15 protein-coding genes and 1 pseudogene are annotated in these 13,426 nt (G+C 70.4%); 8 read left to right on the top strand and 8 right to left on the bottom strand.

The features are described 5' to 3' along the window. Positions 1-35 precede the first annotated feature (35 nt). The 4 genes from RR3_RS16665 to RR3_RS16680 all read left to right on the top strand — a co-directional run bounded on the left by RR3_RS16665 (position 36) and on the right by RR3_RS16680 (position 3,908). Positions 36-1,259 (top strand): acyl-CoA dehydrogenase family protein, encoded by a 1,224-nt coding sequence (locus RR3_RS16665; protein WP_026137819.1) that lies wholly within the window; start codon positions 36-38, stop codon positions 1,257-1,259. Further along, entirely contained in the window at positions 1,256-2,056 is an 801-nt protein-coding gene (locus tag RR3_RS16670; RefSeq protein ID WP_010594485.1) for an SDR family oxidoreductase, read from the top strand. Before RR3_RS16665 ends, RR3_RS16670 begins: the two co-directional genes overlap by 4 nt. 66 nt (positions 2,057-2,122) lie before the next feature. Beyond that, positions 2,123-2,725, top strand: coding sequence for a TetR/AcrR family transcriptional regulator (locus RR3_RS16675; RefSeq protein WP_040273853.1), 603 nt, complete (start codon positions 2,123-2,125; stop codon positions 2,723-2,725). Positions 2,726-2,759: 34 nt separating this feature from the next. Continuing rightward, entirely contained in the window at positions 2,760-3,908 is a 1,149-nt protein-coding gene (locus RR3_RS16680; protein WP_010594483.1) for an acetyl-CoA C-acetyltransferase, read from the top strand. A gap of 67 nt (positions 3,909-3,975) precedes the next feature. Here the strand turns inward: RR3_RS16680 and RR3_RS16685 are convergent, their stop codons facing one another. Both RR3_RS16685 and RR3_RS16690 read right to left on the bottom strand, forming a co-directional pair. Continuing rightward, on the bottom strand, positions 3,976-4,380 hold the full coding sequence (locus tag RR3_RS16685) for a hypothetical protein (protein WP_010594482.1): 405 nt from the start codon (positions 4,378-4,380) through the stop codon (positions 3,976-3,978). Positions 4,381-4,448: 68 nt separating this feature from the next. Further along, positions 4,449-5,846, bottom strand: a complete 1,398-nt coding sequence (locus RR3_RS16690) for a cytochrome P450 (protein ID WP_010594481.1) — start codon at positions 5,844-5,846, stop codon at positions 4,449-4,451. An 88-nt stretch (positions 5,847-5,934) separates the two neighbouring features. Here RR3_RS16690 and RR3_RS16695 point away from each other — a divergent pair, with 88 nt between their 5' ends. Next, the gene (locus tag RR3_RS16695) at positions 5,935-6,519 is read left to right on the top strand and encodes a TetR/AcrR family transcriptional regulator (RefSeq protein WP_064066620.1); all 585 of its coding nucleotides are present in this window, start codon (positions 5,935-5,937) and stop codon (positions 6,517-6,519) included. Between the two features lie 23 nt (positions 6,520-6,542). After that, complete coding sequence (locus tag RR3_RS16700) at positions 6,543-6,812, top strand: DUF2277 domain-containing protein (protein ID WP_064066619.1); 270 nt, start codon at positions 6,543-6,545, stop codon at positions 6,810-6,812. A gap of 19 nt (positions 6,813-6,831) precedes the next feature. On the opposite strand, the pseudogene RR3_RS16705 reads toward RR3_RS16700, so the two are convergent. After that, positions 6,832-7,455: pseudogene (locus tag RR3_RS16705) on the bottom strand (helix-turn-helix transcriptional regulator); the annotation flags it as partial. Between RR3_RS16705 and RR3_RS16710 the strand changes: the two are divergent. Continuing rightward, positions 7,420-8,121, top strand: a complete 702-nt coding sequence (locus RR3_RS16710; protein WP_234420160.1) for a Rossmann-fold NAD(P)-binding domain-containing protein — start codon at positions 7,420-7,422, stop codon at positions 8,119-8,121. The pseudogene RR3_RS16705 and the gene RR3_RS16710 overlap by 36 nt on opposite strands. On the opposite strand, the gene RR3_RS16715 is transcribed toward RR3_RS16710, so the two are convergent. The 4 genes from RR3_RS16715 to echA20 are packed head-to-tail and all read right to left on the bottom strand — an operon-like array spanning position 8,082 to position 11,614. After that, a complete protein-coding gene (locus RR3_RS16715; protein ID WP_010594477.1) occupies positions 8,082-9,182 on the bottom strand; it encodes an NAD(P)H-dependent flavin oxidoreductase in 1,101 nt (366 codons plus the stop codon). The genes RR3_RS16710 and RR3_RS16715 overlap by 40 nt on opposite strands. Beyond that, positions 9,179-9,955 carry a cholesterol ring-cleaving hydrolase subunit IpdB gene (gene ipdB / locus RR3_RS16720; protein ID WP_010594476.1) on the bottom strand — a complete coding sequence of 259 codons (777 nt, stop codon included), beginning with the start codon at positions 9,953-9,955 and terminating at the stop codon, positions 9,179-9,181. Before ipdB ends, RR3_RS16715 begins: the two co-directional genes overlap by 4 nt. Next, positions 9,952-10,833, bottom strand: a complete 882-nt coding sequence (ipdA, locus tag RR3_RS16725) for a cholesterol ring-cleaving hydrolase subunit IpdA (protein WP_199915384.1) — start codon at positions 10,831-10,833, stop codon at positions 9,952-9,954. Before ipdA ends, ipdB begins: the two co-directional genes overlap by 4 nt. Before the next feature lie 19 nt (positions 10,834-10,852). Next, complete coding sequence (gene echA20 / locus RR3_RS16730) at positions 10,853-11,614, bottom strand: (7aS)-7a-methyl-1,5-dioxo-2,3,5,6,7,7a-hexahydro-1H-indene-carboxyl-CoA hydrolase (RefSeq protein WP_010594473.1); 762 nt, start codon at positions 11,612-11,614, stop codon at positions 10,853-10,855. Between the two features lie 149 nt (positions 11,615-11,763). On the opposite strand from echA20, the gene RR3_RS16735 reads away from it, so the two are divergent. Further along, a complete protein-coding gene (locus tag RR3_RS16735; RefSeq protein WP_017680976.1) occupies positions 11,764-12,678 on the top strand; it encodes an SDR family oxidoreductase in 915 nt (304 codons plus the stop codon). A 58-nt stretch (positions 12,679-12,736) separates the two neighbouring features. On the opposite strand, the gene RR3_RS16740 is transcribed toward RR3_RS16735, so the two are convergent. Beyond that, positions 12,737-13,396 carry a GNAT family N-acetyltransferase gene (locus RR3_RS16740; protein WP_010594471.1) on the bottom strand — a complete coding sequence of 220 codons (660 nt, stop codon included), beginning with the start codon at positions 13,394-13,396 and terminating at the stop codon, positions 12,737-12,739. Positions 13,397-13,426: the final 30 nt, after the last annotated feature.

The raw sequence follows: 13,426 nt of genomic DNA on the forward strand, positions 1-13,426 counted from the left end.
TACCTAGCAAGTGCTTGGTAGGTTATCGTACAGACGTGCATGAGAGCGAGAGACTGGACGACACGGGTTTGGCCGACACCGAATTCGCCGCGACCGTCCGCCGGTGGCTGGAGGAGAACCTGACCGGCGAGTTCGCCGCGCTCAGAGGCAAGGGCGGACCGGGCAGCGAGCACGAGTTCTTCGAGGAACGTCTGGCCTGGGACCGGCACCTCGCCGCCGCCGGATGGACCTGCATCGGCTGGCCCACCGAGCACGGTGGCCGCGGTGCGACCCTCGAGCAGCAGGTGATCTTCCACGAGGAGTACGCCAAGGCGAACGCACCGGCGCGGGTGAACCACCTCGGCGAGGAACTGCTCGGCCCCACCCTCGTCGCCTTCGGCACCGAGGAACAGAAGCGCCGCTTCCTGCCCGGGATCCGCAACGTCACCGAACTGTGGGCGCAGGGCTACTCCGAGCCCGGTGCGGGCTCCGACCTGGCCAACGTCTCCACCACCGCCCGGCTCGAGGACGGCAAGTGGGTGATCAACGGCCAGAAGGTGTGGACGTCGCTCGCGCACGTCGCGCAGTGGGCGTTCGTGGTGTGCCGCACCGAACCCGGCTCGACCCGGCACCACGGCCTGAGCTTCCTGCTCGTGCCGCTCGATCAGCCGGGCGTGACGGTCCGGCCCATCCAGCAGCTCACCGGAACCTCCGAGTTCAACGAGGTCTTCTTCGACGACGCCGTCACCGACGCCGACCTCGTCGTCGGTGCTCCCGGCGACGGCTGGAAGGTCGCGATGGGCCTGCTCACCTTCGAGCGGGGAGTGTCGACCCTCGGCCAGCAGATCGGCTTCGCCCGGGAGCTGCAGAGCATCGCCGATCTCGCGGTCGCGACCGGTGCGGCCGACGACCCGCACATCCGCGAACGGATCGCCCGCGCCCGGATCGGTCTGCGCGTCATGCGGGCCCACGCCGTGCGCACCCTCGGCGACGCCGACCCCGGCCAGGCGTCGGTGGCGAAGCTGCTGTGGGCCAACTGGCATCGCGACCTCGGCGCCCTGGCAATGGACGTGCAGGGGCCCGCCTCGCTCACCGGACCGGACCACGACCACGCCGGCAACCCGTCGGTGCTCTCGGACCCCGAGCACCTCGAGCTCGCCGAATGGCAGCGGCTGTTCCTGTTCACCCGCGCCGACACCATCTACGGCGGATCCAACGAGATCCAGCGCAACATCATCGCCGAGCGCGTGCTCGGCCTTCCCCGAGAGGCCCGTCCGTGACCACTTCCCCCCTCGCCACCCCGCCCGTCGAGACCCCGGGCCACGGCCTGCTGAGCGGCAAGAAGGTCGTCGTCACCGCCGCCGCCGGCACGGGCATCGGGTTCGCGACCGCCCGTCGCGCCTTGCTCGAGGGCGGCGACGTGCTCGTCTCCGACTTCCACGAGCGCCGGCTCGGGGAGACGGTCGACAAGCTCGCCGCCGAGTTCCCGTCGCAGCAGGTGGAGTCCGTCGTGTGCGACGTCTCCTCGACCGAGCAGGTCGATGCGCTGATCACCGGGGCCGCCGAGCGACTCGGGCGCATCGACGTGCTGGTCAACAACGCCGGCCTCGGCGGCGAGACCCCCGTCGTCGACATGACCGACGAGCAGTGGGACCGCGTCCTCGACATCACCCTCACCAGCACCTTCCGTGCGACGCGCGCGGCGCTGCGCTACTTCCGGTCGGCCGACCACGGCGGCGTCCTCGTCAACAACGCCTCCGTGCTCGGGTGGCGCGCGCAGCACTCGCAGGCGCACTACGCGGCCGCCAAGGCCGGCGTGATGGCGCTGACCCGCTGCTCGGCGATCGAGGCCGCCGAGTACGGGGTCCGGATCAACGCCGTCGCGCCGTCGATCGCGCGGCACGCCTTCCTCGCGAAGGTCACCAGCGAGGAACTGCTCGACCGGCTCGCCGCCGACGAGGCGTACGGGCGGGCCGCGGAGGTCTGGGAGATCGCCGCGACCATCGCCATGCTCGCCAGCGACTACACCACGTACCTGACCGGTGAGGTCGTCTCGATCTCGTCGCAGCGGGCCTGACCCGTGCGCGGTTCCGGTAGCGGCCGCTACCGAAACCGCGCACGGCAGCCCTGAAAGGATGCCTCCATGACTCCTCCCAGAGACGATGCCACCAAGTCCGGGCGTCGGGCCGAGCTGCTCGACATCGCCGCGGAACTGTTCGCCTCGCGCGGCGTGCGTGCCACCACCGTGCGCGACATCGCCGACGCCGCAGGCATCCTGTCGGGCAGTCTCTACCACCACTTCGACTCCAAGGAGTCGATGGTCGACGAGATCCTGCGGGGATTTCTCGACGACCTGTTCGGTCGCTACCGCGAGATCGTCGCCTCGGGTTCGGACTCGCGTGCCACCCTCGAGGCGCTCATCACCGCGTCGTACGAGTCGATCGACAAGTCGCACGCCGCGGTCGCGATCTACCAGGACGAGGCCAAGCGGCTCGTGGAGAACGAGCGGTTCTCCTACATCTCCGAGCGCAACACCGAATTCCGCGACCTGTGGGTGGGGGTGATCGAGCGCGGCATCGCCGACGGCACGTTCCGGCCGGACGTCGACGTCGAACTCGTCTTCCGGTTCCTGCGCGACACCGTGTGGGTGGCCGTGCGCTGGTACCGGCCCGGTGGCACCCTCACCGCCGACAAGGTGGCCCAGCAGTACCTGTCCATCGTGCTCGACGGACTTGCCAATCCCTGAACCGACTTTTCCCGGAACCGACTAGGAGTCCCTCATGACCGAGGCATACATCGTCGACGCGGTACGCACCCCGATCGGCAAGAAGAACGGCGGCCTGTCCGCCGTCCACCCCGCCGACCTGGGCGCGCACGTGATCAAGGCGATCGTGGACCGCACCGGCATCGACCCGAGCGACGTCGACGACGTCGTCTTCGGCTGCGTCGACGCCATCGGCGGTCAGGCCGGCAACATCGCCCGCACCTCGTGGCTCGCCGCCGGCTACCCGCAGCACGTCCCCGGCGTCACCGTCGACCGGCAGTGCGGGTCGAGCCAGCAGGCCCTGCACTTCGGTGCGCAGGCCATCCTGTCCGGCACCGCCGACCTCATCGTCGCCGGCGGCGTGCAGAACATGTCGCAGATCCCGATCTCGGCGGCGATGATCGTCGGGCAGCAGTACGGCTTCGACACCCCGTTCGGGGGTTCGACCGGCTGGACCGAGCGTTACGGCGATCAGGAGGTCTCGCAGTTCCGCGGTGCCGAGATGATCGCCGACAAGTGGGATCTCAGCCGTGAGGACCTCGAGCGCTGGGCGCTGCAGAGCCACGAGCGGGCCAAGGCGGCCATCGCCGAGGGCCGCTTCGAGGGCGAGATCGTCCCGCTCGGCGACGCCGCCGTCGACGAGGGGCCCCGCGAGACGAGCCTCGAGAAGATGGCGTCCCTCGCGACGCTCGTCGAGGGCGGCAGGCTCACCGCCGCCGTCGCCAGCCAGATCTCCGACGGTGCGTCGGCGGTGCTGCTCGCCTCCGACGAGGCCGTGCGCACGTACGGCCTGAAGCCTCGTGCACGGATCCATCACCTCAGCGCCCGCGGCGACGACCCGATCTTCATGCTCAGCGCGCCCATCCCGGCCACGCAGCACGCGCTGGCGAAGACCGGTCTGAGCATCGACGACATCGATCTGGTCGAGATCAACGAGGCCTTCGCCCCCGTCGTGCTGGCCTGGATCAAGGAGATCGGCGCAGACCCGGCCAAGGTCAACGTCAACGGCGGCGCCATCGCGCTGGGTCACCCGCTCGGCGCCACCGGCACCAAGCTGATGGCGACGCTGCTCAACGAGCTCGAGCGGCGCGAGGGCCGGTACGGGCTGCTGACGATCTGCGAGGGCGGCGGCACTGCGAACGTGACGATCATCGAGCGCGTGTAGCCGGGGCGGCTGCGCCGCCGGTGTGTCCTTTGGGCGGTCAGGGCAACCCAAAGGACGCACCGGCGCGTCAGCGCAGGGTCGGGTCGGTGACGCGGTCGCTGCTGCCGGCGGTGCGGAACACATGGTCCGCGAGATCGGCGAGCGGATCGGCGGGTAGGACGTGGACGATCTGCTCGTGGACGACGCCGCCGTCCGGGCACCAGACGACCACCCGCCGGGGCCCGGGCGCCACCTGATGGGCGACCATCGACCCGGACGGCTCGAGAGGCAGACTGCGGGTGTTCCCGTCCGCGTCCGGATCGACGCGGCAGCTCTCCGGGTGGACGGGCACGCCGTGCACCGTCACCTTCACCCGCTCGCGGCCCGCGACGACGTCGGCGGTGGCGGTCGCGTGGGCCGTGGCCGGAACAACCACTGCCGCAACGATCGTGGACAACACCGCCGCCGTCGCACCTGCATACCCGAATCGCATGGCTTCTCCCTCCCGTGCGGGCCTCTCCCACCCGTCGGGCACAGCGTACGACACGGGCGGGCGGCCGCTCAGGACTTGAAGGACACCCGGGCGTGCAGGCCCTCCGGCATGAGCGTGAGACGTTCGGCGACCTTCAGCCGGTAGCCGGGATCCATCGTCAGGTCGTACCGGCGCAACAGGGTTCCCAGCACGAGTGTTGCCTCGTGCAGCGCGAACTGCCGTCCGATGCAGGCGCGTTCTCCGGTGCCGAACGGCTTGTACACGTGCGCGGGGCGGGCCCGGACCCGTTCGGGCAGGAATCGGTCGGGGTCGAACTCGTCGGCGTCGTCGCCCCACACCGCGCGGTCCCGGTGCACCGCGGGCAGCAGCACGAGCACCCAGTCGCCTGCGCGCATCCGGTACCGGCCACCCAGGGTGGTGTCCGCCTTCGCTTCCCGCGCGTACGCGGGTGCGGTCGGCCACAGCCGCAGCGCCTCGTCGAGCACCCGGCGGACGTAGCGCAGCTTGGCGATCTGTTCGAAGGCGGGCTCGCCGTCGCCCCAGACCTCCTCGACCTCCGCCCGTGCCCGCGCGTAGGCCCGCGGGTCGCGCATCAGGTAGTACAGGGCGAACGACAAGGCGCCCGAGGTGGTTTCGTGTCCGGCGACGAGGAAGGTGAGCACCTGGTTGCGGATGTTGACGGGGTCGAGCCTGTGGGGATCGTCCTCGCGGGCCGCCCGCAGCATCAGCTCGAGCAGGTCGTCGGGGGCGGGGCCGGGCGCATCGCTCCTGCTGCGGATCACTGCGTCGACGACGTCGTGCATGTGCGCCCGGTCGAGGTCGTACTGCCGCTTGGCGGCGGGGAAGAGGAAGCGCCCGACGACGGGAACGGTGCGCAGCATGCTGCGCTGCGAGAACGACAGGCCGCCGACCATCGCCTCGACGAACGGGTGCCGCTCTTCGCGTTCGAACGGCTCGAACGAGTAGCTGAACCCGGTGCGGCCGATGGTCTCCAGGGTCAGCTTCGTCATGTCCGCGGCGACGTCGACGTCGCCGCCGCTGCGCGCCCGGCGGTCCCAGTGCGCGACGAGCTGAGCGGTGACGTCGAGCATCGTGGCGTGGTACCGGCGCATCGCCTGCTGCGTGAACGCCGGCATGAGCAGTTCGTGAGCGCGACGCCAGTTCGGTTCCTCGTTGTAGGCGGTGAACAGCCCGTCACCGCCGATCGCCCGCAGGGCCTCGACCCCCGGGGCGAGGTGCTTGGCGAAGCGCTTCTCGTCGGACAGCTCGGCGGTGAGTTCGCCGGAGCAGACGAACACGAAGCGACGGCCGAACGCCGTCCGCTCGAACACCGGGCCGAGGGCCTTGTGGGTGGCCATCGAGTTCTGCACCGGGGTCTTCAGCGACATGCCCAGGACGTCGCCGGCGAGGGGCAGGCGTTTCGGCGGGCGTGGAATTTCGGTGTCGAACACCCGCGACGTGGCCATGACCATGCTCCGACCCCCAGCTATTGAATCCGTGTACAGTAGCCACGCTACGCCGGGACGGACGTCTGTCAAGAACTAGATTGGATTCGTGGTCCAACCCCGCCGACGTCTCGATCCCGAGCAGCGCCGCGCGCAGCTGCTCGACATCGGCGCGCGTCTGTTCGCCGAGCGTGCCTACGACGACGTGTGGATCGAGGAGGTCGCCGAGCTCGCGGGGGTTTCACGTGGCCTGATGTACCACTACTTTCCGACCAAGCGAGACTTCATGGCGGCGGTCGTCCAACGCGAATCGGACCGGCTGCTCGCCGTCACCGAACCGGATCCGCGGCTCACCGTCGCCGAGCGTATCACCGCGGGCCTCGACGCCTACCTCGACTACGTCGCCTCGCACCGGCAGGGCGTCGCGGCGGTCAACCGGGCCGCGGACTCCGCCGACGCCGGCATCCGCGCGATCGTCGACGCCGAACTCGGCGTGCAGCAGGAGCGCATCCTCGACGCCCTCGCCCCGCCCGACGACGAACGCGAACTCGTCGCGGTGGCCGTGCAGGGCTGGATCGCCCTCGTCCGCAGCGTCTGCGTCGACTGGCACGATCACCCCGCCGTCACCGGCGAACAGCTACGGGAGCTGTGCCTGAACGCACTGCGGGGCATGCTCGGCGGTCGCCTCGGCTGACGGTCCGGCGTTACCCTCGGTCCATGTGCCGGAACATCACGGAACTGCGCGGGCTCGAGCCGGCAGCGACCGACGAGGAGATCGAGGCCGCCGCCCGTCAGTACGTGCGCAAGGTCAGCGGCGTCCACAAGCTGTCCGACGCCACCCGCGAACCGTTCGAGGAGGCCGTCGCCGAGGTCAAGGCCGTCACCATGCGGCTGCTCGACCGGCTCCCGCCGCGCCGCCAGCCGCCGCCGACGGTGCCGCCGCTGCGCCGGCCGGAGGTGCAGGCGCGGATCGCAGCGCGCGGCTGAACCACGTCCTCGACGGGCCTCAGCCGGACGCCGGTGCCGTTCCCGCGGCACGGGCGTGGACCCAGGCAACCACCTGCGTGCGGGATCCGACCCCGAGTTTGCCCAGGATGTGCTCGACGTGCCCGTCGACCGTCCGGTGCGAGATCACGAGCTGATCCGCGATTTCCCGGTTGCTGAGGCCGCGGGCGACGAGTTCGGCCACCTCCGCTTCCCTGCGCGTCAACGGCGAGGCGCCGGGCGCCGTGGTGACCGACTCCTCCGCAGGCGTTCCGAGGGCCGTGTCGACTGTCTGCTCGATCGTCAGTCGTGCCGGCGGTGTCGACAGGCGGGCGTACCGCTTCGGTCCGAGAGTCTGCCGGACCCGCTTCTTCCAGTGCGCGGAGTCGTTCGTGATGTGGGGACCGAAGGCGGCGACGGACGTGCCGAGTCGCTGCCACACCGCCTCGGCGGCACCGAGGAGCGCGGCAGACCGCTCGGTGCGACCGGCCGCTTCCGCGGACCACGCGAGGAGTTCGATCGACAGGGCCGTGCAGATCTTGTCCTTGAACTCACGCTGGATCCGCAGGGCCCGTTCCGCCGCGCCGACGGCGTCGTCGACACGGCCGAGATGGAAGTAGGCCAGGCCCGAGACCCACGGGGCGTACCCGTCGTCGCGGGGTCCGGCGCGGTGTTCGTCATGGCGCCCGACGGCGTGCCGATCGCCGACGAGTTCGTGGAACTGGCGGTGGCAGAAGGAGTCTCACGGCTCGTGTTGCTGTCCAGCAAGGCGATCGACACGATGAACGACACGCGGCTGCTGGCCGCCGAACGCGCGGTCACCTCGGCGGGAGTGGAGTCGACAGTGGTCCGGGCGGACTGGTTCGATCAGAACTTCGACGAGGGCTTCCTGCGCGACGCTGTGCTCGCCGGCGACGTCGTGGTGCCGCTCGGCGACGTCCGGCAGGCGTTCAACGACGCCGAGGACATCGCCGCCGTCGCGGTGGTGGCTCCGACCGAGCCCGGTCATGCGGGTCGCACGTACGAGCTGAGCGGACCCGACGCGTTGTCGTTCGGGGAGGCGACGGCGATCGTCGCCCGCGAGTCGGGGCGGCCGGTGCGTTACCGCGGCGAGCCCGACGCCTACCTCGAGACCATGACCGGTTTCGGTCTGGACCGGGCGCAGGTGCTTGCCGAGATCGAGGCCTTCGAGGCGCTGCGGGCGACCGGCGACGTCACCCCGAACGACGTCGTCGCCGAGGTGACGGGCCGGCCACCGATCTCGTTCGAGACCTACGCGCGCGGCGCGGCGGCGCGCGGCGCCTGGGCCTGACCACGCAGCGCGGCCAGCGCGTCGATCCGCTCGACGGCCTCGGTGACGATGCGGTCGATCAGCTCCTGGCAGCTGGGCAGGTCGTCGAGCATGCCGACGACCTGCCCGGAGGCGAGCACACCGGCCTCGGTGTTGCCCTCGACGAGCCCGGCCTTGAGCAGCATGGGGGTGTTGGCCGCCATGATGATCTGCTGCCACGTGCGGTCGCTCGCCCGCTTCATCGCGATGCCGTCCTTGACGAGCGTCGACCACTTCATCCCGGTCATGGCCTTGAACTTGGCCGCGTTCCTGGCGGCGGCGGCGAGGCCCTTCGCGTAGCTGCCGCGTTCGAGGCTGTCCACGAGCTCGGTGTTGAGCACGCGGTGCGGCATGCCGTCGACCTTGACCGAGACCGTCGTGTCCTGCAGGCCCCGGCCCAGGTACTCCTGCTTCACCGAGTCGGGCACGGCGCTGTCGCTGGTGAGCAGGAACCGGGTGCCCATGGCGACGCCGGCCGCCCCGTAGGCGAGCGCCGCTGCCAGGCCCCGGCCGTCGAAGAACCCGCCGGCCGCGACGACCGGGATGTCGACGGCGTCGAGCACGCTCGGCAGCAGCAGCGTGGTGGCCACCGGTCCGGTGTGCCCGCCGCCTTCGCCGCCCTGCACGATCACCGCGTCGGCGCCCCACGAGGCCACCTTCACCGCGTGCTTCGCGGCGCCGATGGACGGGATCACCACGACGCCGTGATCCTTGAGCTCGGCGATCAGTTCCTTCCTGGGCGCGAGCGCGAAGGACGCGACCTTGACGTTCTCGCGGATGAGCAGGTCGATGCGCTGGGCGGCGTCGGACGCATCGGCCCGGATGTTCACGCCGAAGGGCTTGTCCGTCGCCGCCTTCGTCTTCGCGACGGCGACCTCGAGTTCCTCGTACGTCATCGTCGCCGACGCCAGGATGCCGAGGCCACCCGCGTTGGAGGTGGCGGCGGTCAGCCGGGGGCCGGACACCCAGCCCATGCCGGTCTGGACGATCGGATGCTCGATGCCGACCAGGTCGGTCAGGGCCGTCGTCAGGCGCGGACTCATACCGCGACCTCCCGGTCTCGCAGCCCACGCGGATCGAGGACCTCACGGATCAGGCGCAGTTCCTCGGCGGTGGGCTCCCGGGTGAGGCCGGCCTCGTCGAGGCCCGCCACCTCGAAGGAGGTGTTCTCGGCGACCTGCTCGGCGGTGACCCCGGGGTGCAGGGTCAGCGCCCGGAACGTGTGGCCGGGACCGCCGAAGTCGAACGAGCCGAGGTTGGTGACGACCCGGTGCAGGTGCAGGAACCGGAACGCCGGGTTGGCCGGATCGACCTTGTCGTAGCCGACACCCGAGACGATGTCGACCTTGTCGCAGAACACGCGCGTGTTGTGCTTGCCGACCCAGTAGCTCGTCGCGTGGTTGATGGTGTTGCCGGGGGCGCCGCGCACGCCGAACATCTGCCGGGTGGGGTGCTGCAGCGGCCCGAACGCCGACAGGTTCTGGTTGCCGTGCCGGTCGATCTGGTTGGCGCCCATCACGACGTGGCGTCGGCCGGAGGCGACGACGTCGAACACCTTGCGGAACGGCATCCAGCCTTCGATCGGGCCCTTCGCGCCGACGGCGGGGGTGTCGGCGAGGATCAGGGCCTCGCCGTCGGTGATGAGCAGGTCCGGTTCGGTGGTCAGCCGGGCGAGGCGGGCGCCGATGAGCGGCAGGGTCGCCATCGGGCTGGCCATGATCTCGCCGGCGCCGGCGAAGATCTCGGCGCATGCGATGGCGCAGTACTCGGCGCGGGTCACCGTGCCGGAGGTCGCCGGGGTGGTCGTCTCGGTCATGCCTGCTCCTCGCTGAAGGCCTGCACTGCGGCCTGGTAGTCGTCCTCGCTGCCGGAGAGGAACCGGTCGACGAACCCCTGCCACGTCTGCGGGTCCTTCGCCGATTCGGCGTAGTGGCGCTGGAACTTCTCGTCGCGGCCGTAACTGTCGCCGGCAAGGGTGAAGTGGGCGCCGTTCGGTGCCTCGACGACCCCGTCGACCATCATGCGGTTGAGGACGAGGGACTGCAGCGGAACGGATTTGACGAGCTCCTCGGTCTCGACGATGCGTTCGACCGAGACGAACCGCTTCTCGGCGGCCAGGCAGTACAGGTCGTCGAAGTAGGGGTCGACGCCGGTGTAGGCGGCGTTGCCGTGCGCATCGCCGATGTTCAGATGCACCAGGGCCGCATCGAGATTCAGCGCCGGCATCGCGATCAGCGTCTCGGCCTCGCCCGACTCGCCGGGGTACGGCGAGGTGACGGTCTGCAGCTCGCCTTCCCAGAAGTCGACGACGGCCGAGCCCAGGCCGGCGCGGATCGGCAGGAACGGCAGCCGCGCGGCGGCCGCCTCGAGGCCGCACTTGACCATGCCCTCGTCCATCTCCCGCGCGACGATCTCCCCGTTCGTGCGGGCCTTGGCGAACCACGGGTCGTAGAACGGGGCCGAGTCGAGGGAGACGAACCCGTAGTACGCCTTCTTCACCTTCCCGGCCGAGCACAGCAGGCCCAGGTCCGGGCCCCCGTAGGTCACGACCGTCAGGTCCGTCAGATCCGAGCGCAGGATCGCGCGGACGAGCGCCATCGGCTTGCGCCGCGACCCCCAGCCGCCGATGCCGATCGTCATGCCGCTGCGCAGCTCGCCGACCACGTCGTCGAGCGACATCCTCTTGTCACGCATGGTGTTTCATGTCTCCTGGTCAGTGGTTGGCGCGCGGTTTGCCGGTGGCGACGAACTCGTCCCGGTGCTCGTCCGCGACGCCCGCGAGGTTGAGTTCGAAGGTGAAGCCCTGCTCGAAGCGGTAGCTGTCCTTCACGTCCACCGGGTCGATGCCGTTGATGGCCTCCTTGGCGCAGCGGATGACTCGGGTGTCCTTCGCCGCGATCTTCCCGGCGATCTCGCGGGCCGTGGCGTCGAGTTCGGCGCGCGGGACCACCTTGTAGACGGAACCGAAGTGCTCGAGCTGCTGGGCCGTGACGTTCTGCGCCGTGTAGTAGAGGGTGCGCATCATGTGCTGCGGCACGAGCCGGGCGAGGTGGGTGGCGGCGCCGAGCGCGCCGCGGTCCACCTCGGGCAGGCCGAAGACGGCGTCGTCGGAGGCGACGATGACGTCGGCGTTGCCGACGAGACCGATTCCGCCGCCGACGCAGAAGCCGTTCACGGCGACCACGACGGGCACGGCGCAGTCGTAGACGGCGGCGAAGGCGGCGGCGCAGCCGCGGTTGGCGGCGATGAGGGCGTCGTGCCCGTCGGTGGCCTGCATCTCCTTGATGTCGACGCCGGCATTGAAGCCGCGGCCCTCCGCGCGCAGGATCACCACGTGCGTGGCCGGATCCTTGCCTGCGGCGAGGACCGCGTCGGCCAGTTCGAACCACCCCTGGGAGGGGATGGCGTTCACAGGCGGGTAGTCGACGGTGACCGTGGTGATGCCCGCGCCGTCGGTGGTCGAGGTGATGCCCATGGCAGGTTCCTAACGTCTGTACCGAACCAAGCGATTGCTTGGTAAGTTAGCACATGCGGGGCGAAGACCCCAGGGAGCGGAATCGTGGAGGCGGGGCGATCGTGTCGCCCGAATTCCGCGACAACGACATCTATTCGAGGAGAAGACAAGTGAGTGGACTGGTCAACGGGCGCGTCGTGATCGTCACCGGCGCGGGGCGCGGTATCGGACGGGCCCACGCGCTGGCGTTCGCCGCCGAGGGGGCGAAGGTCGTGGTCAACGACATCGGGGCCGGCGCGGACGGTTCCGCGACGGGGGAGAGCCCCGCGGAGCAGGTCGTCGCGGAGATCCGGGCGGCCGGCGGCGAGGCCGTCGTCAACGGTGACGACGTCGCCGACTGGGCCGGCGCGCAGAACCTGGTGCAGACGGCCCTGGACACCTTCGGGCGGCTCGACGTCCTGGTCAACAACGCCGGATTCCTGCGGGATCGCATGCTCGCCAACATGAGCGAGGAGGAATGGGATGCGGTGATCCGGGTGCATCTGAAGGGCCACTTCGCTCCGATGCGGCACGCGATGGCGTACTGGCGCGGGGAGGCGAAGGCCGGCAACCCGGTCGACGCCCGCATCGTCAACACCAGCTCGGGTGCCGGCCTGATGGGCAGCATCGGCCAGGGCAACTACGCCGCCGCGAAGGCGGGGATCGCCACCCTCACGATCCAGGCGGCCGCGGAGTTCGCGCGCTACGGCGTCACCGTCAACGCGATCGCGCCGGCCGCGCGGACCCGCATGACCGTGGGCGCGGGCGGGGCGATGGCCGAGTCGATGGCCGCCCCCGAGGACGGGTTCGACGCGATGGCCCCGGAGAACGTCTCACCGCTGGTGGTGTGGCTCGGCAGCGCCGAGTCCAAGGAGGTCACGGGCCGGGTCTTCGAGGTGGAGGGCGGCAAGGTCTCCGTCGCCGACGGCTGGCGGCACGGCGAGGCGATCGACAAGGGCGAGCGCTGGGATCCGAAGGAACTCGGCCCGGTGGTGGAGAAGCTGATCGCGCGCAGCGAGCCCCCGACCCCGGTCTACGGCGCCTGACCGGCCGTGCGCGCTTTCGGTAGCGCCCGCTACCGAAAGCGCGCACGGGTGGGGGCGACTATGCGGGCGAACGGACGATGATGGTGGTGCCGGGGAAGTACGCGGCCAGCTCGGTGCGGGCGTGCTTGAGGGTCGCGGTGCCGTAGCCCTGCTTGCGCAGCTCCGGGTGGACCCAGATCGCGACGTCGACCTCGTGGCCCTGGAGCTCACCGAACGCGAAACCGACCGGCTTGGGGTCGGTGCCGGACAGGTCCTCGGCGACCAGCCACACCGCGGACTCGTCGTCGATGCGCGACAGGCCGGCGGCGCGTTCCTGCTCGACCCGCTCCTCGCCGGCGTCGCCGAGCTGCTCCTCGCACCGCGCGCGGAACAGCTCGCGGTCCCGATCGCTGTTGCTGAACTGACGCAGCCGGAAGTGGGCACCGGTGGCGTACGGACGTTCGGCGGGCGTCCACTTCAGCACCGCGTCGAGGTCGTCGAGTTCCTCCCGGATCTTCTTCCGCTCCGCCTTGGTCAGCCGCCGGAACGGAAGGTTGAGCACCGCTTCGGCGCACGACTCGTTCGTGTCGAGCAGCCGCGCGACGGTCGTGACCGCCTCGGCCCGGTCGTCGCTCTCGACGATGGCATCGAGGACCTCGTGCCGGCGTTCGAGCGCGCGCAGCAGTGCGGCGGCGATCTCCCGCTTGTCGAGTACGCGGTCGTGGTTGGCGGTTGTCATCGGGTGACATCCCTTCTCGAGAGCAGCTCG

Source organism: Rhodococcus ruber NBRC 15591 (assembly GCF_001894945.1).
In the GTDB taxonomy this organism is placed as follows: domain Bacteria; phylum Actinomycetota; class Actinomycetes; order Mycobacteriales; family Mycobacteriaceae; genus Rhodococcus; species Rhodococcus ruber.